19 protein-coding genes are annotated in these 24,799 nt (G+C 64.9%); 9 read left to right on the top strand and 10 right to left on the bottom strand.

What is annotated here, in order from left to right:
* The first annotated feature begins 6 nt into the window (after positions 1-6).
* Together QNA11_RS02585 and QNA11_RS02580 are read left to right on the top strand one after the other, a co-directional pair.
* Complete coding sequence (locus QNA11_RS02585; protein WP_283481861.1) at positions 7-489, top strand: RidA family protein; 483 nt, start codon at positions 7-9, stop codon at positions 487-489.
* Positions 486-1,253 (top strand): glycerophosphodiester phosphodiesterase family protein, encoded by a 768-nt coding sequence (locus QNA11_RS02580; protein WP_283481860.1) that lies wholly within the window; start codon positions 486-488, stop codon positions 1,251-1,253. The genes QNA11_RS02585 and QNA11_RS02580 overlap by 4 nt, the downstream gene beginning before the upstream one ends.
* Positions 1,254-1,651: 398 nt before the next feature.
* On the opposite strand, the gene QNA11_RS02575 is transcribed toward QNA11_RS02580, so the two are convergent.
* The 3 genes from QNA11_RS02575 to QNA11_RS02565 all read right to left on the bottom strand — a co-directional run bounded on the left by QNA11_RS02575 (position 1,652) and on the right by QNA11_RS02565 (position 5,775).
* Complete coding sequence (locus QNA11_RS02575; protein ID WP_283481859.1) at positions 1,652-3,217, bottom strand: SulP family inorganic anion transporter; 1,566 nt, start codon at positions 3,215-3,217, stop codon at positions 1,652-1,654.
* Between the two features lie 208 nt (positions 3,218-3,425).
* Positions 3,426-4,073: a carbonate dehydratase gene (gene can / locus QNA11_RS02570; protein ID WP_283481858.1), complete on the bottom strand. Its 648-nt coding sequence runs from the start codon at positions 4,071-4,073 to the stop codon at positions 3,426-3,428.
* A 163-nt stretch (positions 4,074-4,236) separates the two neighbouring features.
* On the bottom strand, positions 4,237-5,775 hold the full coding sequence (locus QNA11_RS02565; RefSeq protein ID WP_283481857.1) for an NAD(P)H-hydrate dehydratase: 1,539 nt from the start codon (positions 5,773-5,775) through the stop codon (positions 4,237-4,239).
* 122 nt (positions 5,776-5,897) lie between these two features.
* On the opposite strand from QNA11_RS02565, the gene QNA11_RS02560 reads away from it, so the two are divergent.
* Complete coding sequence (locus QNA11_RS02560; protein WP_283481856.1) at positions 5,898-6,413, top strand: transposase; 516 nt, start codon at positions 5,898-5,900, stop codon at positions 6,411-6,413.
* Here QNA11_RS02560 and ypfJ read toward each other — a convergent pair whose 3' ends face one another.
* The 3 genes from ypfJ to QNA11_RS02545 form a co-directional block, all read right to left on the bottom strand.
* Positions 6,414-7,310 (bottom strand): KPN_02809 family neutral zinc metallopeptidase, encoded by an 897-nt coding sequence (gene ypfJ, locus QNA11_RS02555; RefSeq protein WP_202073490.1) that lies wholly within the window; start codon positions 7,308-7,310, stop codon positions 6,414-6,416.
* A gap of 393 nt (positions 7,311-7,703) precedes the next feature.
* Positions 7,704-9,902, bottom strand: coding sequence for a TonB-dependent receptor (locus QNA11_RS02550; protein ID WP_283481855.1), 2,199 nt, complete (start codon positions 9,900-9,902; stop codon positions 7,704-7,706).
* Between the two features lie 323 nt (positions 9,903-10,225).
* Complete coding sequence (locus QNA11_RS02545) at positions 10,226-11,050, bottom strand: TIGR00282 family metallophosphoesterase (protein WP_283484149.1); 825 nt, start codon at positions 11,048-11,050, stop codon at positions 10,226-10,228.
* 322 nt (positions 11,051-11,372) lie between these two features.
* Between QNA11_RS02545 and QNA11_RS02540 the strand changes: the two genes are divergently transcribed.
* Both QNA11_RS02540 and QNA11_RS02535 read left to right on the top strand, forming a co-directional pair.
* Positions 11,373-12,560, top strand: coding sequence for an aminodeoxychorismate synthase component I (locus QNA11_RS02540; RefSeq protein ID WP_283481854.1), 1,188 nt, complete (start codon positions 11,373-11,375; stop codon positions 12,558-12,560).
* 145 nt (positions 12,561-12,705) lie between these two features.
* Positions 12,706-13,521, top strand: a complete 816-nt coding sequence (locus QNA11_RS02535) for an aminotransferase class IV (protein WP_283481853.1) — start codon at positions 12,706-12,708, stop codon at positions 13,519-13,521.
* 244 nt (positions 13,522-13,765) lie between these two features.
* Here QNA11_RS02535 and QNA11_RS02530 read toward each other — a convergent pair whose 3' ends face one another.
* Positions 13,766-15,061 carry a cell wall hydrolase gene (locus tag QNA11_RS02530; RefSeq protein WP_283481852.1) on the bottom strand — a complete coding sequence of 432 codons (1,296 nt, stop codon included), beginning with the start codon at positions 15,059-15,061 and terminating at the stop codon, positions 13,766-13,768.
* Between the two features lie 462 nt (positions 15,062-15,523).
* On the opposite strand from QNA11_RS02530, the gene glyS reads away from it, so the two are divergent.
* Entirely contained in the window at positions 15,524-17,692 is a 2,169-nt protein-coding gene (glyS, locus tag QNA11_RS02525) for a glycine--tRNA ligase subunit beta (RefSeq protein WP_283481851.1), read from the top strand.
* Positions 17,693-18,032: 340 nt separating this feature from the next.
* On the opposite strand, the gene QNA11_RS02520 is transcribed toward glyS, so the two are convergent.
* Positions 18,033-19,256 carry a penicillin-binding protein activator gene (locus tag QNA11_RS02520; protein ID WP_283484148.1) on the bottom strand — a complete coding sequence of 408 codons (1,224 nt, stop codon included), beginning with the start codon at positions 19,254-19,256 and terminating at the stop codon, positions 18,033-18,035.
* Between the two features lie 199 nt (positions 19,257-19,455).
* On the opposite strand from QNA11_RS02520, the gene rsmI reads away from it, so the two are divergent.
* Complete coding sequence (rsmI, locus tag QNA11_RS02515; RefSeq protein WP_283481850.1) at positions 19,456-20,370, top strand: 16S rRNA (cytidine(1402)-2'-O)-methyltransferase; 915 nt, start codon at positions 19,456-19,458, stop codon at positions 20,368-20,370.
* A gap of 202 nt (positions 20,371-20,572) precedes the next feature.
* Positions 20,573-20,953: a YraN family protein gene (locus QNA11_RS02510; RefSeq protein WP_283481849.1), complete on the top strand. Its 381-nt coding sequence runs from the start codon at positions 20,573-20,575 to the stop codon at positions 20,951-20,953.
* A 62-nt stretch (positions 20,954-21,015) separates the two neighbouring features.
* Here the strand turns inward: QNA11_RS02510 and QNA11_RS02505 are convergent, their stop codons facing one another.
* Together QNA11_RS02505 and QNA11_RS02500 are read right to left on the bottom strand one after the other, a co-directional pair.
* Positions 21,016-21,948 carry an IS110 family RNA-guided transposase gene (locus tag QNA11_RS02505; RefSeq protein ID WP_283481848.1) on the bottom strand — a complete coding sequence of 311 codons (933 nt, stop codon included), beginning with the start codon at positions 21,946-21,948 and terminating at the stop codon, positions 21,016-21,018.
* 253 nt (positions 21,949-22,201) lie between these two features.
* Positions 22,202-22,936 (bottom strand): metallophosphoesterase family protein, encoded by a 735-nt coding sequence (locus tag QNA11_RS02500; protein ID WP_283481847.1) that lies wholly within the window; start codon positions 22,934-22,936, stop codon positions 22,202-22,204.
* Between the two features lie 147 nt (positions 22,937-23,083).
* On the opposite strand from QNA11_RS02500, the gene QNA11_RS02495 reads away from it, so the two are divergent.
* A complete protein-coding gene (locus tag QNA11_RS02495; RefSeq protein ID WP_283481846.1) occupies positions 23,084-24,787 on the top strand; it encodes a multiheme c-type cytochrome in 1,704 nt (567 codons plus the stop codon).
* Positions 24,788-24,799 lie beyond the last annotated feature (12 nt).

Below are 24,799 nucleotides of genomic sequence, written 5' to 3'. Positions count from 1 at the left end.
CCGACCATGTCGAATTCGGCCAGCGATACGCCCGCCGCGCGCCTTGCCGCGCTCGGGCTCGTTCTGCCCGCCGCGGCCGCGCCTGTCGCGAATTACGTTCCTTTTATGCGAACGGGCAATCTCCTTTTCGTCTCCGGCCAATTGCCCATGGGCGCCGGCGGAATCGATCCCGCCCATAAGGGCAAGCTCGGCGTGAGCGTGTCGCTCGAAGACGGACAAGCGGCGGCGCGGCAGGCGGCGCTGAATGTTCTGGCGCAGGCCAACGCCGCCGTCGGCGATCTCGCTCGGCTCAAGGCGGTCCGCATCGGCGGCTATGTCAATTGCACGCCCGATTTCGGGCCGGTGCCGCAAGTCGTCAACGGCGCCTCCGATCTCTTCGCCGCCGTTTTGGGCGAGAATGGCAAGCATGCGCGCTTCGCCGTGGGCGTCGCGCAACTGCCGCTCGACGCCGCCGTCGAGGTCGAGGGCATTTTCGAGATTCTCGGGTGACGGGAAAAGACCTTAGCTGGCTTACCGCCACGCCGATTGCGCATCGCGGCCTGCATGACGGCGGGCTGGTCGAGAATTCAATCGGCGCGGCGATCGCGGCGATCGCTGCGGGCTACGCTATCGAATGCGACGTGCAGGCGACGATGGACGGTCTCGTCGTCTTCCACGACGAGGCGCTGGAGCGTCTCACCGCGCATGCCGGCAGGGTCGCTGATTACGATACGCGAAGCCTCGAAGCGATGGCGCTGCGCGGCGCTTCGGAAACCATACCGTCTTTCGACGCCTTTCTCACGGCGATCGGCGGCCGCGCGCCGCTCGTTGTGGAATTGAAGAGTGACTTCGACGGCGATCTGACTGTCGCAAAGCGCGTCGCCGAAAGGCTGGCGCATTACGATGGGCCTGTTGTGGTCGAAAGCTTCGATCCGGAGCTGATCGCATTCTTGCGCGCGCAGGGAGAAGCGCTCGGCGTCGCCCATATCCCGCTCGGCGTCGTCGGCGAAGCCGGCTACGACGAAGCCGACTGGCCGATGTTGACGCCCCAACGGCGCGCGGAAATGACTCATTTTTTGCACTATCCGCGCACGCGGCCGGATTTTCTTTCCTGGAACGCCGCCGATCTTCCGCACGCCATTCCCTTCCTCGCACGCGAAGCGCTCGGCATTCCCGTAACGGTGTGGACGATCCATTCGGCCGCGCAAGCCACTGTCGCGCGGCAATGGGCGGACCAAATCGTCTTCGAGAATTTCAGGCCGGATGAAGGTTGATACCATCTCCGTTTGAACAGCTCGCATTGGGACTTGTCATTCCCGGCGGGCTGAAAGCCCGACCGGGAATCCAGAGCCACAAAAGCGCTGGTTCGGCTCTGGATTCCCGATCGCTCGCTTCGCGAGCGTCGGGAATGACACCGCACCAATCAAGCAAATCTCGTATGAGACATAGGCGCGCGCTTCAGACTGCTGATAAAGCCTCGTCTAACGCCCCTCGTGCTTCGAGACGCCTGCTGCGCAGGCTCCTCAGCATGAAGGGCTTCTGCAAAATACGCCATACCCGCTAGGCCTCATCCTGAGGAGCGAGCGAAGCTCGCGTCTCGAAGGACGAGGTCGCCTCGGGGTTTGTCAACCAGGGCGGCGGCGAGCGCCATCACTTGCCGCCGCCGCTTTGATCAGGCCGCCGCCACGAGCCCGTTCACAGGCGCCAGCCCGCGCATATTCTTCAGCTCGACGCGAATATTGTCGTCGCCCGCCGCTTTGAAGAAATCGTCGAGCGTCTCCATAATGTCGTGGTCGATGAAGGTCGCGCGCGTGCCGTCGATCACGACGTAGCTGTCCGGCTCGATGCTGTCGAGAATGTCGCGCAACGGCGCCTTGTTGAGGAAGGACACGTCCTTCTGCAAGCGCAGCAGATAATTGCTTCCGTCGCGGGTGAGCGCGAAGGCGGAATGGTAATTGCCCCGCAGCACGAAGAAAATGCCGACCGCCATCCCGATCGCCATGCCTTCCAGCAGATCGGTCAGGAGGATCGCCGCGATCGTGATGGCGAAGGGCGCGAATTGGTCGAATCCCTTCTCATATTGCTCGATCGTCAACTTTGGCTTGGCGAGCTTGTAGCCGGTGAGCAGCAGCACCGCAGCGAGACAAGCGAGCGGGATCATGTTGAGAATCGAGGAAAGAAACATCACGGCCAGCAGCAGCAACAGTCCGTGCACGACGGCCGAGACCTTGGTATGGGCGCCGGCGTTGATATTCGCGGAGCTGCGGACGATCACCGCCGTGATCGGCAGGCCGCCGACCATTCCGGATATGAAATTGCCGAGGCCCTGCGCCTTCAACTCCTGGTCCGGCGGCGCCGTACGCTTCAAAGGATCGAGCTTATCGGCCGCCTCCAGGCTCAGCAACGTCTCCAGGCTGCCGACGAGCGCGATCGTCGCGGCCGTGACATAGACTTGCGCGTTGGCGAGCAGATGGAGATCGGGGAAGTGAAACTCGCGAAAGAACTCCAAAGGACCGGAGATCGCGGGCAGCCCGACCAGATGTTGCGGCGCAATCGCCAACGAAGGAAGCGCCGACCGCGCAATAAGGTTGAAGAACACGCCGAAAATGACGGCGACCAGCGGGCCGGGCACAAGCGAGAGGATTTTGCGCTCCTTGATCGTCGGCGTCTCCCATAGGATGAGAATGCCAAGCGAAACGCAGGCGACGAGGGTCGCGCCCGGCGAGATCGACTGCAAGGCAGACGTCAGGAACGAGAAGCTTGTATGGCTGTCCCCCTCGAGGAAGGACAGATCGCTCTCGGCGTCCGCATCGTACCCGACGGCATGCGGCAATTGCTTCATAATCAGAATGACGCCGATTGCGGCGAGCATGCCCTTGATCACCGACGACGGGAAATAGGCGCCGATCACGCCGGCGCGCACATAGCCCATGGCGACCTGGATGAGGCCGGAAAGCGCGACAGCGAGCAGCATGCCGTCGAAACCGAGCTTCTCGACCGCCGCCGCGACGATGACCGCAAGGCCGGCCGCCGGCCCCGAGACGCTGAGCTGCGATCCGCTGGCGATCGAGACGACGAGCCCGCCGACGATGCCGGCGATGACCCCCGAAAACGGCGGCGCCCCGGAAGCGACGGCAATGCCGAGACAAAGCGGCAACGCCACGAGAAAGACGACAAGCCCCGCCGGAATGTCGTGGTCGAGATAACGTAGGTAGTAGTCCAGATGTTTGCGAAGCACGGCTGAAGTCTCCTGTTCAGTCGCTTGGGTTCAATAGCAGGGCGAATCGCGCAAGAAACTCCCTCATTTTGAAGAGCCGTCACAGACGACGTCTTCATGACGAGAAAGCCGATCGCGCTATTTTCCCCTTCCCTCGTCCTCGAGGGCCTCTTCGAAGCCGCCTCGGGAGGAAGGAGAGGAAACGCCAAATCGCTGGAAAAACTCGGAATTAGTGCGGTGCGTCCTCCCATCTGTAGAGTGGGTCGATCTCGCTATCCGGCCCCAAGGTAATGAGCTGATTCAACAGCCCGTCCTCGACGCCGAAGACCCAGCCATGCACCATCGGGCGCCGCTCCGCCTTCCAGGCTTTCTGCAAAATCGACGTATGGGAGAGATTATTGACCTGCTCGATCACATTGAGTTCGACGAGGCGGTCCGCCTTATCATCCAAAGAGTTCAGAGCGTCGAGCTCTTCTCTGTGAAGGCGATAGACGTCCCTGATGTGCAGCAGCCATTTGTGCACGAGCATCAACTCGGGCGTTTGATGCGAAAGCGCCGCTTTCACGCCGCCGCAGTTATAATGCCCGCAGACGATGATATGCTTGACCTTCAAAACCTCGACTGCATATTGCACCACGCCGAGGCAGTTGAAGTCGGTCACGATCACCTGATTGGCGATATTGCGATGCGCGAAGATGCGCCCCGGCTCGGCGTTGACGATGATATCGGCGGGCACACGGCTATCGGCGCAGCCGATCCAAAGGAATTCGGGGTCTTGGCCACGCGCGAGGCGCTCGAAATAGTCGGGCTCCCGACGACGAACTTCCTGCGCCCAAGCCTTGTTTTCCAGAAGGAGCTTATCGTGTGCTTTCATCATCCGCCCGTCGTTGATTATTGTGACTCTTATAGACCGCCAGCGCACGCAGTTGGACGCAACCTAGCCCTAGAAGAGACACGCGCAAGCGCCAGGGGGCGAAAGGTCATGGTTCCACTACTCTTCTTTTACCGCGCCAGACTTATTTTATCAGATTAAAACTTATTCATTTGACGGGGCCATAAAGCTCCCGCCAAACTTGCGGCAGCGACGAGGTTATGTCGTCCGCGATCAGCCCCGGCCCGAAAATTTCGGCGGCGCGCGCATGCATCCAGGCGGCGGCGGAGGCGGCGAAAAACCCGTCCATCCGCTGGGCGAGGAGACCGGCGACGATTCCCGTCAGCACGTCGCCCGAGCCGGCGGTGGCGAGCCAGGGGCTCGCATAGGGCAGAATGGAAACGCGGCCGTCTGGCGCGGCGACCACCGTGTCCGGTCCCTTGAACAGCACGACCGCCCCGCTCACCCGCGCGGCGTCGCGCGCCCTGTCGAGCTTCGAGCGCAGCGCGCAATCGGCGTTACATTCCGCGAAAAGCCGCGCAAATTCGCCCGCGTGCGGCGTCATCACCACCGGGCCCGGCGCGGCGCGCGTCGCGCGCCACAGGCGGAAGGGGTCGCTCTCGAAACTCGTCAGCGCATCGGCGTCCAGCACGGCGGCGCGGCGATAGGCCTGCGGCGTCAGCGCGACCTCCACCTGCCGGCAGCTTTCTTCGCTGACGCCGAGGCCTGGGCCGATGGCGACGGCGTTCTTGCGCTCGTCGGCCAGCACCGCGGCGAGGCCAGCGGCGCCGTCGGCCGGCCGTACCATGACGGAGGTGAGCGCGCTGGCGTTGACCGGCAAAGCGTCGCTCGGGCTCGCCAGCGTGACCAGCCCCGCGCCCGCGCGCAAAGCGGCCGCAGCGGAAAGCCGCGCGGCGCCGGTGAAGGAGGCGCCGCCCGATACGACCAGCGCATGGCCGCGCGTATATTTATGCCCGTCCACCTTCGGCCGCGGCAGCGCCGACAGCCACAGCTCGGGGGCGTTGACGAAGGTCCGCACCGCCATTGATTCGAGGGTCGAGGCGCGGATGCCAATATGGGCGCAGGTGAGCTTGCCGCAACGCAGCCGGCCCGGCAGCAGCAGATGCCCGGTCTTCACGCGAAAGAAAGTGATGGTCTCGTCCGCCTCGACCGCCGCGCCGCGGATCGCCCCGGTGGTGCCGTCGACGCCGCTCGGAATATCGACGGCCACGACATTCTGCTTGGTTTCGCGGCGCCATTGGTTGAGGCGGTTCACCAGCGCCTGGGCGTCGGGATCGAGATCGCGCGCGAGGCCCGTGCCGAAGAGCGCGTCGATAACGAGATCGACCCCGTGAAAATCGCATTCTTCCGCCGGCAAAAGCGTGCCGGTCCAGCCGGCCGCCGCACGCGCCGCGTCGCCGCGCAACTGGTCGGGCGGCACGAGCGAAGCGACGCGCACCTTGTAGCGTTGCGCCTTCAGGAGCCGCGCCGCCACATAGCCGTCGCCGCCATTATTGCCGGGACCGCAGAGCACGAGCACCCGGCGCCCGCTGGTGCGCTGGAGAATGCGGCTCGTCACCCGCGCGATCGCCACTGCGGCGCTCTCCATAAGCTCCATGCTCGGCACGCCGCTCTCGATCGTCATCCGATCGGCGCGGGCCATTTGTTCGGTCGTGAGGAGCTCGAGCGGAAAGGGACTCGTCGGCATGGGCGGGATGGTGGCCGATGGCGGCGGCGGGCGCAATGGCCGGCGCCAGGCAAATGAGGCGAAAGCCTCTTTATTTGGCGCCACATTCCGTCGCGCAGCGGTTTAGGCTATGCATTGTCGCGATGTTGACAGCCATTCTCCTCGCCTATGACGCACACGCCCAACCGCTGCGCCGGGACGCCGTCACGCGCAGCCTCGCCTCGCTGGTCGAAGCCTGTGTCGAGGGGCTGGTCGCCGACGCGGTTCTTGCCGGCGCGCCCGGCCGCGGGCTCGATAAGGTGGCCGATGAAGCGGGCTGCGAGCTGGTCGAGGCCGAGCAAATGTCGGAAGGGCTCGCGCAGGCGCTCGCCGCCGCGCGACGGGAAGGGATTTTGCTGCTGAATGCGGGCTATGCGGTCGAGCGCGGCTTCATCGACGAGGTGAACGACGCCTTCGCCTATGGCGGCGGCGATCGCTCCTATGTGCTGCGCGCCGCGCCTGCGTCGCTTGTCACAAGGCTTGTCCCGAGGCTCGCCGCGCCGGCCGGAATCATCGCACGCAAAAGCGCCTTGCGGGCGCAGGCGAGCGCCGATCTTTCGCGCCTCGCCAGGCGGCTACGCTGCTCGGAGCTCTCGAGCAGCGCGCGCCGCACCTTCTGATCACCGACCGAAGGTGTCGCAGGCGTCGATCCTGCCGCTTTTCAGGCCCCGCTGCAGCCACTCGGTGCGCTGGGCAGAGGAGCCATGCGTGAAGCTGTCGGGCACGACATAGCCGCGCGAGGCCTTCTGCAAACGGTCGTCGCCGATCGCCTGGGCCGAAGCCACGGCTTTCTGGATGTCACCCTCCTCCAGAAAATGGCTGCGCGCGTCGCCGTTCTTCGCCCAGACCCCCGCGAGGCAATCCGCCATCAGCTCGACGCGGACGGAGAGCGCATTGGCCTCGGCGCGGCTGCCGGCGCGGGCCTGGGCGCGCTGCACCTTGGGCAGAATGCCGAGGAGGTTCTCGATGTGATGCCCCATCTCATGCGAGATGACATAGGCGTAGGCGAAATCCCCGCCGCCGCCGTAGCGTTGCTTCATGTCGCGGAAGAAGGAGGTGTCGAGATAGATGCGCTGGTCGAGCGGACAGTAGAACGGCCCCATCGCCGATTGCGCCTGCCCGCAGCGCGAGGTCGTCTCGCCGTCGAAGAGCACGAGGCGCGGCGCCTTGAACGAGATGCCCTTCTGCTCGGGGAGCACCGCCGCCCACACATCTTCGTTCGAGCCGAGAATTTTGGAGACGAAAAGGCCCATCTGATCGGTCGGCTTCGACGTCTGATGCGGGCGCTCCTCCTGCTGCGCGATCTGACCGCGCTCGCCATGCATCTTGCTGAGCATCTCCGCGCCGCCGATGAGCACCGCCGGATTAATGCCGAGCGCCCAGCCGATGAGGCCGAGAACAACCATCGTGCCGAGCCCGATGCCGCCGCCGCCGACGCTCGGGCCCCCACCGTAGCCGCCCTCTTCGCCGCGGCGGTCCTCGATGTTCTCAGACGTCTGTAAATCTTCCCACTTCATAGGCTGGCTCCGCTCCCGCCGCAGCTTGCGGTCACGGGCTATTTAATGGACCTTGACGGCGATGGGTAGACGGCGGGCGGGCGCGCCTCTCCACGAGGCGCTCATCACCGCGCCTTCCCCCATCCTCCATCCTCCCCTCGAGGGGCTTGGGAGTGACAAATTTCGGGAACCGTCATGGCCGGGCTTGTCCCGGCCACCCACGCCGAGGGGCACAGCCCTGCAGGACACGTTGGCGCTTTCGATGAAGTTCAGGGCGGGCGGGCTTCATGATGCTTCGAAGCACTGCTCACGCCAAGAGGCGACCTATGCCAAGCGTTAGCTGTATTCGCGCGGCGTGGGCGGCCGGGACAAGCCCGGCCATGACGTACGCCGCAGCTTGTGTCGATCCACCCCTCAAAACGCCTGCTTCAGCCCGACGAAAAAACCCCGGCGCGGCCCGTATTGCGGCGCAAAGACGCCGATCCCGGAGCCGTCGCGCAATTGATAGGCGTGGTCGAGAAGATTGACGATGTCGAAGCGCAAGGTCAGGGGCCGGTCGAAAACCGTTCCGATCTCACGCGCAAGACCAAGATTGAGCTGCGTATAGGGCGAGGCGTGCGTGGTGTTGGCGAAGCCGCTGCGCAGGCCGCTGCCGTAAATCATGCTGACGGACCCGCGCGTCCCCCAGAAGACATAGGAAGCGCCAGCGGAGCCGCTCAGCGTCTGCGCATGGTCAGTGTAGATGTAGTGGCCCGAGATGTAGTCGATCTCGTCCGAACCGAACAGGAACTGGTTCGACGTTACCTGAGTCGCGCGCTGGCGCGCCCAGGCGAGATTGGCGTAGGCGCGAAAATCTCCGTCGCGGAAAAGCGCCTTCAACTCGACGCCCGTATTATAGGCGCGGGCGTAATTGAAAGCGGTCTGGACATAGGCTTGTCCGAATTGGCCGTCGTCCAGGAGGTTTCTCGCCCGCTTGTAATAGAAATCGACGCCCGCTTCGAGCTGCGGCGTCAGCCTTTGCGTCACGCCGACGTCGATATAATGCGCGCGCTCGGGCCGCACGGGGCTCGAGAGCGGGACCTCCGCCTGCTGGGTCGTATTGGCGTAGACCGCGAGATTGGTGGGCGCGGCGAGGGCCTGCGAGGGCGGCGTAAAATAGCGCGCATAGCCGACATGGAACGTCGTGTCTTCCACCGGCTTGAAGGTCAGCGAGACGCGCGGGCTCAATTGATTGGCGGTCACGAATTGCCACATCTGGTCGAAACGCAGGCCCCCGTTCAGCGTGAGTTTATCCGTGAGCTTCCACTCGTCTTGCGCATAGACGCCCGCGAGCCAGCCCAGCTTGACGTTGGGGTCATAGGCGCCGATCGGCGTGTTGCCCGGGTTGCCGTCGGCGTCGAGCGGGAAGACGAGCGAGGAGTTGATCACCTTGCTTTGCTCGCCGCTGACGGTGAAGCCGCCGCGCAGCGTATGGTCGCCCAAACGGTAGGCGGCGTCGCCCTGCAACCCATTGACAAGGCCTGCGCGATAGACGTTGGACGCGACGCCGTTGAAAGTGAGATCGCCGATCGCGTCCGGCACGTAATGGACGGTCGAGTAACGGGAGAAATAGGAGATCTGAGCGTCCAGCTCGGCTGTGGATTTCGACAGCGCCAGCACGTTGTAGAATGTGCGCTCGACCTGGTTTTCGTTGAGCTTGCCGGAGTCGAACCAGTTGACCCCATAGGGCGCGAATTGCGGCTGTTGGCGGGGATTATTAGGGATTTGATAGCCGACGACGGATGTTCCGGTGATGAAGCTCAGCTTGGTCGACTCGTCGATCGCATAGGAGGCGAAGCCGAAAAACCGTCCCTGTCGCGTCCGGTCGTGCAGCGCCTCATGGCCAGGCGTCGTATTTTGGAGGCCGAGATTGTTCATGGTCAGGCGGCCGGAAGCGAAGGCTTCCCAACGGCTCCCCTGGGCGCCGTAATCAAAAGCGCTCTGTCCGGTGGCATGGCTGCCGCCATAGATGCTGACGTTGCCGCCCGGCGTCGGCGGGGGCGGGCGCGACACGATGTCGACGACGCCCGCCGTGCGCAATCCATATTGCGCCGGAAGCGCGCCGGTGATGAGCGAGACGGAGCCGATGAAGCCCGTATCCATTACTTGCGAGAAGCCGCCGGACACGCCGTCGGGCAAGAGAATGCCGTTGACGCGATACTGAACGTTCCCGTGCTCATTGCGCACGTGGAAACTGCCGCCCGCCGCGGAATCCTGCGTCACGCCCGGGTTTTGCAGAAGGATTTGGTCGAGCGTCGCCTGATTGCCCTGCGGCAGCGACTCGATCGCGCTGCGGTCGAGCCTGTAAACATTGGCGCCGGTTTTCGGCAGCAGCCGATCGAGCCGCGCCGTTTGTTTGTCTACGGTGGATGGCGCAGGCGCGCCCAGCGGTGAAACCGGCGCCGAACGAGGCGTCGCGGTGGCGGCGCGCCTGGGAGCCGTCGTCCGCTGGCGATGCGCCGCGCCTACCTCGATCGTCGGCAGCGCCCGCTGCGCAAAGGCGGGCCCGTTCGGATCCGCGACACCGACGATGGCGGCGAGGGCAAGCAAACGCCGAAGGCGAAAAGGCGACATGGGAGGATAGTCCGGTAATAAGAGCAGCGCGACTCATGTAACAATATAACATTACGCTTTGGGGCGCTACTCGGAAGTAGCGCGCCTGCGCTTTGTCGATGTACACATAATCTATCGGATGTCTATACTATATGGAGGCGCGGGCCCGGCAAAGGTGGTCGTATGCGCGCATCTTCATGTCGCTTACCGCTTCATGGCCCCGCTTGTCCGAGGAAAAGCCCGGACATGACTTTGCCCCGGAATTGGGGGGGGCGAACTCAAGCGCGCAGCCAGATCGCAATTACCCTATCGCCCGGCCTCTCGCTCGCCCTCGGCGCCCGCCCTTACGGCGCGCCCCACTCCTGCGGCCATTCGCGCTTCAGCCGGCCGCCGAGCCGCACGGGCGTTATCATTGTCGCGAGACCGTCGGCGCCGATCTCCGCCGCCACGCCGCAGAAGGTCGCCTCCCCGCTCGCCGGCTCGTAGCGCGCGCCCGGCGTCTTGCGGATGAAGCGGCGCATCGGCTCTTCCTTGTCCATGCCGATAACGGAGTCGTAGTCCCCAGTCATGCCCGCGTCGGTGAGATAGGCCGTGCCGCCCGGCAGGATTTGCGCGTCGGCGGTCGGCACATGGGTATGCGTGCCCACCACCAGAGAGGCGCGGCCGTCGACGAAATGGCCGAGCGCCATCTTCTCGCTCGAGGTTTCAGCATGCATGTCGACGACGATGGCGTCGCAGGCGACGCCCAAGGGGCAGGCCCCGAGCTCGCGCTCCATCGCGGCGAAGGGGTCGTCGATGGCGTCCATGAAGACGCGGCCCATGGGATTGATCACCAGCACCTGCTGGCCGCGCGCGGCGGTGAAGAGATTGGAGCCCCGACCCGGCGTGCCCGGCGGATAGTTGATCGGCCGTAGCAGGCGCGGCTGGCGCTCGATGAACACAAGCGTCTCGCGCTGGTCGAAGGCGTGATTGCCGAGCGTCACGCAATCGACGCCCGCCATCAGCATCTCCTCGCAGATCGACTCGGTGATGCCGAAGCCCCCGGCGGCGTTCTCGCCGTTGCAGACCACGAAATCGAGCGCCCATTTTTCGCGCAACCGCGGGACATAGCGGACCACCGCGGCGCGGCCGGCGCGGCCGAGCACGTCGCCGACGAAGAGGATGCGCATGGGTTGCGCGTTTTTGGGGCCAGTGGACATGATCCTCAATAGCCCGCAAAGGGCCACAGAGCAAAACTTGTTCTACGCCGCTGGGAAGATTTCCCGATTGCGAAAACGCCCGCCCTTTCATAGGTGAGGGCGTCTGATGTGTCGGGGCGATCCAGGCTGTCAGGGAAAACTCAGCCCCGTCATTGCGAGGAGCGTAGCGACGAAGCAATCCAGCGCCCCCCTCCCCGCAAAGGGCAGATCGAGGCGCCGAAACTGCAAGATTGCTCTTCGCCCAATCGCCCTGTTGTGTTGTAACATAATCGTGAAACGAGCCCCGCCCAAAATGCCCGACGTCGCCGCCAGCCCAATTTCTCCGACGCTCACCGACGCGCCGGCGCGGCCCTATGTCGTCTTCGAGGACGGGCGCGACGGCCGCACGCTGCTCTTTAGCGAGCCAGAGGAAATCATCGTCGCGCGCGAGCCGCGCGAGGCCAAGGACGCTTTCGCTCGCATGGAGGCGGCGACGAAGCGCGGGCTCTATCTCGCCGGCTACGCCAGCTATGAGCTGGGCTATGCGCTGGAGCCCAAATTCTGGACGCAGACGACGCCGCGCTCGCGCACGCCGCTGCTGCTCTTCGGCGCCTTCCGCGCGCCTCAGCCCTGGACCCTACCGCCCGCCGAAGCCGCGGCGCCCTATGTCCCGCTGACGCCCGCCTGGTCGCAGGCCGAATATGCCGAGCGTTTCCAGGCCTGCCGCGACTACATTTTCGCGGGCGACGTCTATCAGATCAATCTCACCTTCCCGCTCTACGGCCGCTACGAGGGCGACCCGCTGGCGCTCTATCGCGGCCTGCGCAAGCGCCAGCCCGTCGCCTATGGCGGCGTCGTGGCGCTGGGCGAGGAGACGGTCGTCTCGCTCTCGCCGGAGGTCTTCTTCGAGGCGCAGGGGCGCGCCATCCGCGCCCGGCCGATGAAGGGCACGGCGCAGCGCGGCGTCATGCCGACCGAGGACATGGCGCGCGCGCAATATCTCGTCGAGGACGAGAAGTCGCGCGCCGAAAACCTCATGATCGTCGATCTGCTCCGCAATGATCTCTCGCGTCTCGCGGAGGTCGGCTCGGTGAAGGTCACGGACCTCTTCACCGTGCAAACCTATCCGACGCTGCATCAGATGACCTCGGGCATAGAGGCGCGGCTGCGGGACGATGTGACGCTGGCCGATCTCTTCACGGGGCTTTTCCCCTGCGGCTCGGTGACGGGCGCGCCGAAGATACGCGCCATGGAGATCATCCGCGATCTCGAATGCGCGCCGCGCGGGGTCTATTGCGGCTCGCTCGGCCTCATCGCGCCCGATGGCGACATCCGCTTCAATGTCGCGATCCGCACGCTGACGCTCTTTCCCGACCACGAACTGGTCTGCAATGTCGGCTCGGCGGTCGTCGCCGATTCCCGCGCCCGCGAAGAGTATGAGGAATGTCTGATCAAGGCCCGATTCCTGACCGGGACGCAGTCGAGCGAACGCGGGGCGTGAGCCGATCCCTCCCCTTTACGGGGAGGGTGGCCCCGCGAAGCGGGGTCGGGTGGGGCCCAGCCACCCATTGCCGTCGCTGCTGCGAGAACCTCACCCGACGGCCTTCGGCCGCCGACCTCCCCGTAAAGGGGAGGTATCAGGGCTCATGACGCCAGACCGCCATTTGCCCGATTCCGACCAGGGCTCCGACTTCGGCCTGATCGAAACGCTGCTGTGGACGCAGGAAAACGGATTCGCGCTTCTGCCGGAGCATCTGGCGCGGCTTGCGGCGTCGAGCGCGGCGCTGGGGTTTCGGCATGATGAGGAGAAGGTTCTGGCGGCGCTCGCCGAAATCGTTTCCGGTTTGAGCCCGAACGCCGCAACCGCGTCCCCTCTCCCGCAAAGCGGGGGAGGGACAGGGAGGGGGCCTTTCAACCCTGAGTTAGCCGGAGCTGATGTTCCCCCTCCCCAACCCTCCCCCGCTCCGCGGGAGAGGGAGCAGATTGCGGCTCCCGTCCGACGGCTTCGAGTTCGTTTAGTTTTGTCCAAAAACGGCTCGATCGAGACCTCCGCCACGCCCATCGATCCCATCCCACCCGAAACCATCTGGCGCGTCGCTCTCGCCGAGCGTCGTTTCTCCTCCGCCGACCCCCTGCTGCGCCACAAGACGACGCGCCGCGCCCTCTATGAGGGGTCGCTCGCCGAGGCCGTAAAGCGCCACGGCGCGGACGAGGTTCTCTTCCTCAATGAGCGCGACGAGCTATGCGAGAGCGCGCGCTGCAATCTCTTCGTTCCCTCGGGGGACATTCTGCTCACGCCGCCGCTCTCGAGCGGATTGCTGGCGGGGACGCTGCGCGCGAGCCTCATCGCTGAGGGCCGCGCCCGCGAAGCGGTCTTGCGGCTCGATGATCTGGGGGATGAGTTCTACCTCGGAAACTCTGTGCGCGGGCTCGTGCGCGCCAATCGATTAGCTTTTCCTTAACCACGCGCCGACGACGCCTTCGCAAGCGGAGCGTTTCCCTGACCGCATCGCCGAAAAATTAACCGCGACGCGCCGAAGCTCGCAACATTATTTGAGTGTGAGGCTTTCGACATGGACGCTTTGAGACAACTGATCCTCGCGCATCCCTTCGCCTGTGCAAGCGTCGCGTCGGCTTTTGTGATTTGGTTTGCGATCTATGCGCGCACCGGCGGCTTCCGGCGACGCAAAGCCTCTGCCGCTGCAATCACGTCTGACCCGGCTTGAGCCGATAGAAGATATGACGCCCGATCATATCCATCCGCGTCAGCGCGCGCGCCCATCTCGGCTTCACGTAGGTCGCATGATAATGCGTCGAGCGGCCGACGTCGGTGATATAGGTGCGCCCGTCCATCACCTCATTGGCGATGCGCACGGCCGTCGCCCATGATTCCGGCTCGGTGATGCGCAGCGACTTGCCTTCGCAGGCGAAGGAGAATTGGCACGCCTTGTAGTGGTGCCGGTTCTGATAGACGACGCCGCAGATCGACGCCGGATAGAGCCCGCTCTGCGTGCGGTTGAGCACCACTTGCGCCACCGCCGCCTGACCGGCCTCCGGTTCGCTGCGCGATTCGAAATAAACCGCCTCGGCAAGGCAGCGCCGCTCGCGATCCATGCTGTCGCGATCGATGAGAGAGGCGTAATCGGGCCGCGCCGCTCTGTCGGGCGCGCCGAGCGCGAGAGTGGCGCGCGGGAAGGACGACACTTCGATCGGCACCGCATCGGGCTGGGCCGGCGTCGAGGAGCTGAGCGCAACCGCGCGCGAAACCGATGGCGTCGCGCCATGCAGCGCGCGATCGGCCAGCGCCTGATTGGCGGTCTCGCGTGGCGGCTCGGCGACGGGCGGCGTGGCTTTCGAGGCGGTTTGCGAGGGCGAGGCCGCCGCGGTGGCTTTCTGGGTCTGCGTGGTGTTCAGCGATTCGGCGCGTTCCGCCTCCGCCTCATAGATCGCGTCGTCGCCCGGAAGCGCGCCGCGCGGGGCAAGCGCGAGGCTTGTGCGCGCCGCGTGTTTTCCCTCGATACGGAACGTCAGACCCGCCGGCTCGGCAAGGCCGAGCGCGGCCGGGTTGATCACGCGCGTCTCGAAGGTCGGCCGCATGGCGATGACGGGATCGCCCTTATGGGTGCGGTCGACCTCCGGGAAATCCTTGGCGTCGGGCTTCAGATCGACATGCGGCTCGCGCTCGTCGGGGATGGAGCGCATCTCGTCCGGGGCGCCCACCATGAGCCGCGCGCTCTGCGCCAAAGCGCGGCTCTGGCCGGAGAGGCCAAGCTCGCCCGTGGCGATCTCGCCGAAAGACGCGAGCTGCAAAGTCGCCGGGGCGGCGGCGGCACGGGCGCGGGCGGTGAGCGGCGCCACATTCCAGTCGCCGACAGTGTCCTGCCCGGCGCTCGCGGTGAAGGAGACGAGCGCGCCGACGCCGAGCGCCCAAGGCGCCATCACGCTGACGGCCCAGGGGGCCAGCACGCCAACAAACCGACGCGATTTCGACCGACGACGCATAAGCCTACCCGCATCTGACGCGGCCGCGGGCCGTCGCGGGCCGCGCGTCGCAATGCGAAAATTTTTGTGAATTTGATTATCGGAGCATTAGGCTTGCGGAAGCGTTTCGGCTTGCGCCGCGCCCGCGTGCCAGAATGAGGCGCCCAGAGGGAGCCACGCCGTACGGGCGTGAGCCAATCCCTCCCCTTTACGGGGAGGGTGACCCCGCCAAAGGGCGTCTTTTAGACGCCCGTCTTTCAGTCGGGCTATGGCGGGGTCGGGTGGGGCCCGGCCCCCATCACCGCCGTCGCTGCGAGAGCCCCACCCGGCGGCCTGCGGCCGCCGACCTCCCCGTAAAGGGGAGGTATTGGGGCTCATGACGCAGATAACCGTTGGCCCTACCCCACCCCGCCCCCTCGACAAGCCTCGACATGTTTCCGCCGCCGCTGTACGGGTCTCCCCACCGAGATTCAGGACGAATAAATGCCCGACCTTCTGCTCGAACTCTTCTCCGAGGAAATTCCCGCGCGCATGCAGCGGCAGGCGGCCGACGAGCTGCGGAAGCTCGTCACCAATGCGCTTGTCGAGCGCGGCCTGACCTATGAGGGCGCGGCCGCCTACGCCACGCCGCGGCGGCTCGCCTTGCAGGTGGTCGGCCTGCCCGGCCGCCAGCCGGATGTGCGCGAGGAGCGCAAAGGCCCGCGCGTCGGCGCGCCGGAGGCGGCGGTCGCAGGCTTTCTGAAAAGCGCCGGTCTCGCCTCGCTGGATCAGGCCAAGATCGAGAAGGATAAAAAGGGCGCAGAATTCTACCTCGCGGTGATCGAGCGCCCCGGCGCCGAGACCATCCAGGTCCTCGCCGACCTCCTGCCGGGGATCATCAAAAGCTTCCCCTGGCCGAAATCCATGCGCTGGGGCGCGGCCTCCGAGCGCAGCGACAGCCTGCGCTGGGTGCGCCCGCTGCACTCCATCGTCGCGACCTTCGGCCCGGAGACGGAGACGCCGGAGATCGTGCCCTTCGAGGTCGACGGCATAAAGTCGGGCGACGTTACGCGCGGCCATCGCTTCATGGCGCCGGGCGAAATACGCGTAAAGCGCTTCGAGGACTACGCCATGTCGCTGGAGCGCGCCAAGGTGGTCATCGACCCCGACCGCCGGCGCGACATTATTCTGCATGACGCGAAAGACCTCGCCTTCGCCCAGCATCTGGAGCTCGTCGAGGACGCCGGCCTGCTGGAGGAGGTCTCGGGCCTCGTCGAATGGCCTGTGACGCTGATGGGGTCCTTCGACGAAAGCTTCCTCTCCGTTCCGCCGGAAGTCATTCGCGCGACGATCCGCGTGAACCAGAAGTGCTTCGTGCTGCGCAAGCAGGACGGAAGCCTCGCCAACCGCTTCATCCTCGTCTCCAACATCGAGGCGAGCGACCATGGCGCGACCATCATCGCCGGCAATGAGCGCCCCATCGCCGCGCGCCTGTCGGACGCGAAGTTCTTCTACGAGACCGATCTGAAGACGAAGCTCGAAGAGCGCCTGCCCAAGCTCGACCAGATCGTGTTTCACGAAAAGCTCGGAACCCAAGGCGAACGCGTGCGGCGCATCGCGGCGCTCGCGAAGGAGCTGGCGCCGATCGTCGGAGCGGACCCCGAGAAGGCTGAACGTGCGGCGATGCTTTGCAAGGCCGATCTCGTGACCGAGATGGTCGGCGAGTTCCCCGAGCTGCAAGGGCTGATGGGCAGCTATTACGCGAAAGCGCAGGGCGAGGACGCGTCGGTCGCGAACGCCTGCTACGAGCATTACAAGCCGCAGGGCCAAGGTGACTATGTGCCGACCGCTCCTGTCTCCATCGCCGTGGCGCTCGCCGACAAGCTCGACACGCTCGTGGGCTTCTGGGCGATCGACGAGAAGCCGACGGGCAGCAAAGATCCCTATGCGCTGCGCCGCGCGGCGTTGGGCGTCATCCGCATCATTCTCGAAAACGAACTGCGGCTGCGCCTCGTCGCGGCTTTCGACCAGCACTACAACGCCTTCTCCTTCCACTCGAAGGCGCTCAAAAAGCTTGATGACGAGTTGGCGGGAACGAGCGCGCTCGACCTTCTGGAATTTTTCGTCGATCGCCTGAAGGTCTACTTGCGCGACAAGGGCGCCCGTTACGATCTCATTGACGCGGCGCTCGGCGCCGTGGCCCTCGCCGACGGCGAGGCGGCCGCGCCGCTTCAGGACGATCTCCTCATGATCACCAAAAAGGTCGAAGCGCTCGATTCCTTCCTCGCCACTGACGACGGCAAGAACCTGCTCGCCGGCTTCAAGCGCGCGGTGAATATTCTGAAGGCCGAGGAAAAGAAGGACGGCCCCGAGGCCTACGCCCAACGCCACGCGCCGAATCTGCGCATCGAGCCGCAGGAGCACAAGCTCGCCGCGGCCATCGCCCGCGCCGGCGAGGAGACCGCCGAGCGGCTCACGAAGGAAGACTTCGCCGGCGCCATGCGCGCGCTCTCGAAGCTCCGGGAGCCGGTCGACGAATTCTTCGACAAAGTGACGGTGAACGCCGAAAACGCCGACCTGCGCCTCAACCGCCTGCGCCTGCTCGCCGAGCTGCGCCGGGTGATGATGGGCGTGGCGGATTTCGGCAAGGTCGCCGGCGAGGCGACGGCGTAACGCATCCGCTCACACGCTGAGCGCGAGCCGCTTCCCTCCCCCTTGCGGGGAGGGGTTAGGGGTGGGGGTCGACAATCTTTATCGCTACCGCGGCTTTCCCCCACCCTGCCCTCCCCGCAAGGGGGAGGGATGGATTGTGGTCTTCATCCAAGCAGGTCATTCCGGGCGGACTGGAGGCCTCCCGTCATTGCGAGCGAAGCGAAGCAATCCAGAGCCGCTATAGCTGCCCTAGATTGCTTCGTCGCTTACGCTCCTCGCAATGACGCGGGCCGATATAGCGCTGGTTTTGCTCTGGATTCCCAATCGCTCGCTTTGCGAGCGTGGGATGACGCCGAACCGATTACGCCCCGTTCCCCGTAAAGCTCCTCGGCGCCGGGGAAATAATCTTCGCCGCGCCGCCGCCGATCTCGAGCACCGAGAGCCCGCGTTCATTCGTGCCGTCGGGCCGGAAGCGGAAGACGCCGTCGGCGCCGTTGAAGCCCGATGGATTGGTGAGCACGCTCTCGGAATAGCGCTGCGACCCCTGCGAGCGCGACAATGCGATCGCCAGCGACACGGCGTCGTAAGCGAGCGTCGCGATGCGCGCCGGATCGGAGCCGAACTTCGCCTTGTAGCGCTGCGCGAAGGCGTTGAAGCCGGCGTTCTCCGGCGCCGTGAACCAGGCGCCCTGCAGCGCCGGCAGGTTCAGCGCGCGCGCGTCGTTCCACAGGCCGGTGCCGATGATCTGCACCTTCTTCGAGTCGATGCCATTGGCGACGAGTTCTTTCGAGACGCTGCCCATCGCGTCGGCCTGTTCGGGGACGAAAATCGCGTCGAACTGGTCGCGGGCGGCGGCGAGGCGCTGGACGGATTCGCCAGGCGCTCCCGGCTTATAGCGCTCGATCATCGGCACGCGCAGGCCGTAATTCGCCGCGCTTTGCTGGAACTGCGCCAGGGCCAGGGTGCCGTAATCATTATCGGGCGCCAGCACGGCGATGGATTTCTTGCCCCGCTGCGCCGCGAAGCTCACGCCGCGATCGACATAGCCTTCCACGAGGAAGGAGAGGAGATAATTCCCCTTCCCCGCCGCGGAGGAATCGGTCGAGAAAGCGATCACGGGCTTGCTGGCGGAATGCGCGACCCGACCCGCTTCCTTCACATCGGTCGCGAAGACCGGCCCGAGAATAATCTCCGCGCCCTCGTTGACGGCCTCCTGGGTCGCCGCGGCGGCGCCGGCCGGCGTGGATTTGTCGTCCTTGACCAGAATGGTCACGTCATTGGAGCCGCTGTCGGCATAGGCGAGCTTGGCCGCGTTGCGCAAAGAGGCGCCGACCGACGAGGGGCCATTGGGGCCGGTCAGCGGCACCACGAGGCCGACCTTCACCGCGCCATTGCCGATCATCTCATTGGCGTCGGCGGTCGCGACCTGCCCCGAGGGCGGCGCGCCGGCGCCGAGATTCTTCGCGCCGGGGATGCCCGGCCCTGCTCCCGGGTGGCACGCCGCGAGCGTCAGCGCCGCCGCGCCGGCGAGAAGCCCCGCACGCAAGCGCCTGACAGCGCCGGGAAAACCGACTGAAAAACCCATCTTCATAGAGACCCCGAGCCCCCGCGCCTGAGCCGCCAGGGCCGCGCGCGCATGTTTCCTGTGCATAGGGTCCGTCTCCCGATGCGAATGTCAATAGATGCGGTTTTTGGGGGTAAATTGGGGCCTTGCCGAGACGGTCCGGATCGTTCCATATTCCGAACATTCGGACGAAAAAACGAACGATTTGGAGATTGCCAGCATGGCCGCCGACGACGCCCCCTCTCCCGCCGCGGGCTACACGGCGTTCGGCCTGCGCGCCGAGGCCGAAAAAATCGAACCTGGCCTGCATGTTGTCGCCACGCCAATCGGCAATTTGAAGGATATTTCCTTCCGCGCGCTCTCGACGCTCGCCGCCGCCGACGCCGTTGTGGCGGAGGACACGCGCGTCACCAAAAACCTGTTGGCGCATTATGGAATCTCGACGCCGCTCGTCGCCTATCATGAGCACAACGCGGCGGTGATTCGTCCGCATCTCCTCGCGCGGCTCGAATCCGGCGCGAAGCTGGCGCTCGTCTCCGACGCCGGCACGCCGCTCGTCTCGGACCCCGGCTTCAAGCTGGTGCAGGAGGCGCTGGAGAAGGGGCTGCATGTCACTTCCGTCCCCGGCCCTTCCGCCGTCCTGGCCTCGCTCGTCGTCGCCGGCCTGCCGACCGACCGCTTCTTCTTCGAGGGCTTCCTGCCGCATAAAAGCGGCCCCCGGCGGGCGCGGCTTGCGGAGCTCGCGCAGATTCCCGGCACGCTGGTCTTCTTCGAAAGCCCCCGCCGCCTCGCCGAGACGCTCGCCGATTGCGCCGCCGTGCTCGGCCCGCGCAGCGCCGCCATCGCCCGCGAGCTGACCAAAATGTATGAATCCGTGCGGCGCGGGCGGCTGGACGCGCTCTCCGAGGCGCTCGCCAATGAGGAGCCGCCCAGGGGCGAGATCGTGCTGCTGGTGGCGCCGCCAGAAGCGGGCGCTGCGGAGGTCGCGGCTGCGGATCTCGACGCCAAAATCGAGGCCGCCCTGGGGTCTTATTCCGTCAAGGACGCCGCCAGCGTCGTGTCGGCGGAGACCGGCCAGCCGCGTCGGCAGGTGTACGCGCGGGCGCTGCAATTGGCGGCGCAGCGCGGGAAGTAATGAGCCCTGTCATTCCCGACGCTCGCGAAGCGAGCGATCGGGAATCCAGAGCAAAAACGCTATTTTGGCTCTGGATTCCCGGTCGAGCTTGCAGCCCGCCGGGAATGACAGACGCCCAAAAGCGACGTGCTGAAGCGGAAGCTGCCTGATAAGTTAACGCGGAACAGCTCGTTTTTTTCATAATTCTTTTCATGGCGCGGCGATGAAGCACAGGAACGAAGACGCGCGCCGCTCGGCGTTTGCCTATGGCCTACGCTCGGAAACCATCGCAGCCCTCTGGCTGCGCTTGCAGCTCTATGCCGTTCTCGACCGGAATTTCCGCACGCAGGGCGGCGAGATCGACATTGTCGCGAAGCGTGGAAACACCGTCATCTTCGTCGAGGTGAAGGCTCGCGGAGATCTGGCAGAGGCCGCCATTGCAATCACGCCGCAGAAGCAACGCCGCATCTCACGCGCTGTCGACCGTTGGATCGCCGCGAACCCTTGGGCGATGCGGTGCACGCTGCGCGGCGACGCGATCTTCATCGCACCGGGGAAACTGCCGCGTCATTTGGAGAATGCTTTCGAGCTGCGCGTGGGATGAGACCATTCTGCTTGACGAATGTCATTCCCGGCGGGCCGAAGGCCCGACCGGGCAACTGTGTTTTACGCAGCCGCGTAAGCGCCGTTGTCTCGCATGATTGCGTTGAGAATGACGAGGATCTTTCTCGCCAGAGCGACAAGGACGACCTTCGGGGGCTTTCCGAGCTTCCGCAAGGCGCGCGCGAAGTCGCCAAGTCGCGATTTCGATCGCGAGGCGGAGAGCGCGGCCATGTAGAGGGCGCTCCGGACGCGCCTCCGTCCGCCGCGGATCGAGCGTTTTCCACGCCGGGCGCCGCTGTCGTCGTTGAAGGGGGCGAGGCCAGCGAGCGCGGCGATCGTCTTGGGCGAGCGCCGGCCGAGCTCGGGCATGAGGGCGAGCAAGGTCACGGCGGCGACGGGTCCGACGCCTGGCACGCTGCGCAAGCGCCGCTCGCTTTCGCGCAAGGCCGCGTCGGCGTCGATCATGGCGCGGATGCCGGCCTCCACGGCGGCGATTTCCTGATCGAGCCAGGCGATATGCCGCTCGATGTCGGTGATAGCTGCGGGATCGGGGCACTCGCTGCGGCGCACCTTTTCCTGCTGACGCATGTCGACGAGCTGGTCGCGCCGCTTGTGCCGGAAGGCAAGCTCTTCGCGGGTGCGATCGGCGGCCTCGCGCTGTTCGGGCGCGAGCTTGCTGCCAAGCTCGGCGAGCATGCGGGCGTCGACGGCGTCGGTTTTGGCGCGCCGGCCGATGGCTCTGGCGAAGTCGCGGGCGCGTTCCGGATTGACGCGGGCGTGCGCGACGCCAGCTTCCTCGAGGCCGCGCCGCAAAGCGGCGTCGTAGTGGCCGGTGGCCTCGAAGACGACGAAGCAGTCCCTTTCCAGGAAGGAGCGCGACAGCTCGGCGATGCGTGGGCCGACATTGGCGACCCGGCGGTGGCCTTCGATGGCGTCATAAATATCGAGATGTGTTTTTGAAACGTCGATTCCCACGCAAACAGGGGATAAAGTCATTTGGCCTGTCCCTGTGATGCGAGGTCTGTTGGCGCAGCCTCGTGCAACTGTTCAGGTGGATACAAACGCGGGCGGGGACCAAGCCCGGTCTCGGTGATCGTCACCAGGAATCTAACGGTCTCCCGCCCGTACCCACTTTCGCACAGTTCGGACACACAGGAATCTAGAACCACTGTCACGCTGGTTTTGCTCTGGATTCCCGATCGCTCGCTACGCGATCGTCGGGAATGACGGCGAACCAATCGAGCGGATCTCAGGCCGTATCAAGAAACCGCCGCTGCTTCCCCTCCAGCGCCGCCGCCGTGAGCACGCCGCTCTTGAAGGCGTGTGTGTCGAGGTTGATGCGGGTCAACAGATTTTCCACGCGCGCATGCGGCGTGTGCCCATGCACGATCACTTTTTCGTACGGCCCCCGGTAATTCAAGAACTCATAGCGAATCCACATGAGATCGCCGGGGTCTTGCCGTTCCAGCGGGACATGCGGCCGCACGCCGGCGTGGCAGAAGAAATAGTCGCCATATTCTGCAGAAAACTGCGTCTCTTCGAGAAAACGCCGATGCGACGGCGGGAAGCGCTCGAGAAACGCCGCCAGCACCGCCGGCGCGCCGCCGCGCTTCATCTCCCGGCCCGCGTCGACGCCATAGGAGGCGAGCGTGGTCAGACCGCCAAAGGCGACGAATTGGTCGAGCATCGCAGAATCGTCCAGATAGCGCAGCATCTCGTCTTCGTGATTGCCGCGCAACGTCACGATCGGAGTTGGGAAATCGCGACGCGCCAGCCGGTCGATGACGCCGCGCGAGTCGAGGCCGCGATCGACATAATCGCCGAGAAAAACGCAGACTGCCGCGCTGTAGTCGCCTTTGCGCAAATCGTCGTCTATGGTCTGGGCAAGACGGTCCAGCAGATCGGCGCGGCCATGAATGTCTCCGATTGCATAGATGCGCATGCCGTCCGGCGCCGCGGCGTTCGAGATCGTTGTTTCATCCATCGGAACCTCCGATCCAATATTTTGGGCGCGCGGCGCGAATGGCGAAAACTGCCGATGGCGCCATTGGCGCCACGGGCTGTGGTGCTTCCAATCATGGTTCCGCTATCGACAATGCCACGATGACGAATCTCCCAGGCCGAGGGGCTAATGCCGAAATTTAGTGCAATCCTGCGCCGCCGCTTTCTCGTCGGCCTTCTCGCGCTTTTCAGCGCCCTGACCGCTTCGCTTGCGCCCGGGCGCGCCGAGACGCCCGACGAGACCTACAAGGCGCTTGGCGTTTCCAAGGGCGCCACCCCCAAGGAACTCTATGAGGCGCTGGAAAAGCGTTATCATGATGAAGCCCAGGGCGCGGGCAAGGGATCGCTGGCCAAATATTGGGAGCCGATCCCGATCTCGAAATATCTAAATCCGCATTCTTTCTATAAGCCGCCGCAGACGATCGACGTCGACGCCTCGCGGGCCCAATGCGTCGAATGCCACCAGCAGACCTCCCCCGGCTGGACTCATAGCTGGCAAAGGAGCGTTCACGGCAATCTGGATCAAATCCGCAATCTGCCGGAGAGCGACTCCCGCGCCTATAAGAAGGCGATGATCAAGGAGGTCGAGGCGAACCTTCAGTCGATGGGCAAGCTCAAGGCCGGAGAGACATTGAAGGAAGTCGGCTGCATCGACTGCCACATGGGCGTCGGCCAGGATCACGGCCAGCACAAGACCGAGCTGAAAATGCCCGACGCCGCCGCCTGCGGCCAGTGTCACGTGCAGCAATTCGCCGAGCGCGAATCCGAGCGCGACACTTTCACCTGGCCGCAGGACCAATGGAAGCCGGGCCATCCGTCACATGCGCTCTCTTATAAGGCCAATGTCGAGAACGCCATTTGGGCGGCGATGGAGCAGCGTGAAGTGGCCGAGGGCTGCACCTTCTGTCACACGCCGCAGACGACGTGTAACTCCTGCCATACGCGCCACGAGTTTTCGGCCGTGGAGGCCCGCAAGCCGCAGGCCTGCGCGCAATGCCACAATGGCGTCGATCATAATGAGTTCGAAGGCTACATGCTTTCGAAGCATGGCACGGTCTATCAGGCGCGCGGCGATCAGTGGGATTGGAACGCCCGCCTCGCCGACTCGCTCGACAAGGGCCATATGAACGCGCCGACCTGCCAGTTCTGCCATATGGAATATGAGGGCAAGTTCACGCATAATATGGTGCGCAAGTCGCGCTGGGCCTTCATGCCCATGCCGAAGATCGCCGACAATCTGAACCACCCCTGGTTCACCGCGCGCAAGGAATCCTGGGTCTCGACCTGCTCGAACTGCCATTCCGACAGTTTCGCGCGCGCCTATCTCGACGGCATGGACAAGGGCGTCATCTCGGGGCTCGAAATCACCGAGAAATCGCGCAGCGTGCTGGTGAAGCTCTACACCGACAAGCTGCTGCCGGGCCAGAAGACCAACCGCCCCGCGCCTCCGGCGCCCGAGAAGGACGACGCCGGCGCCTTCTTCCAGCTCTTCTGGCAGAAGGGCAATAATCCTTCGGCGGTGGAATATGAATTCGCCGAAATGTGGGAGCACCATCAGATCAAGCATTATAAGGCGCTCGCGCATATGAACCCCGGCGGCTACACCTATTCCGAAGGCTGGTCGCAGCTCGTCAAAAGCGCCGCCAAGATCAACGACGAGGATACGCGCTTGCGCGAGGCGGCGGAGATTCGCACGGAGTTGAAGCGCATCTCCGGTGAGAAGCGCGGCGATCTCGAGTTCGACTCGCCGCAGCAACGCCTCATCGCGGCGGGGCTTGGCGCCATCGCCGTGCTCCTGGGCGGCGCCTTCCTGCTGAGAAGGAAGCGTCAGTAGAAGCCTCTCGTC

The organism is Methylocystis sp. JR02, from assembly GCF_030063565.1.
In the GTDB taxonomy this organism is placed as follows: domain Bacteria; phylum Pseudomonadota; class Alphaproteobacteria; order Rhizobiales; family Beijerinckiaceae; genus Methylocystis; species Methylocystis iwaonis.
This window is presented reverse-complemented; position numbering and strand designations above follow the sequence as displayed.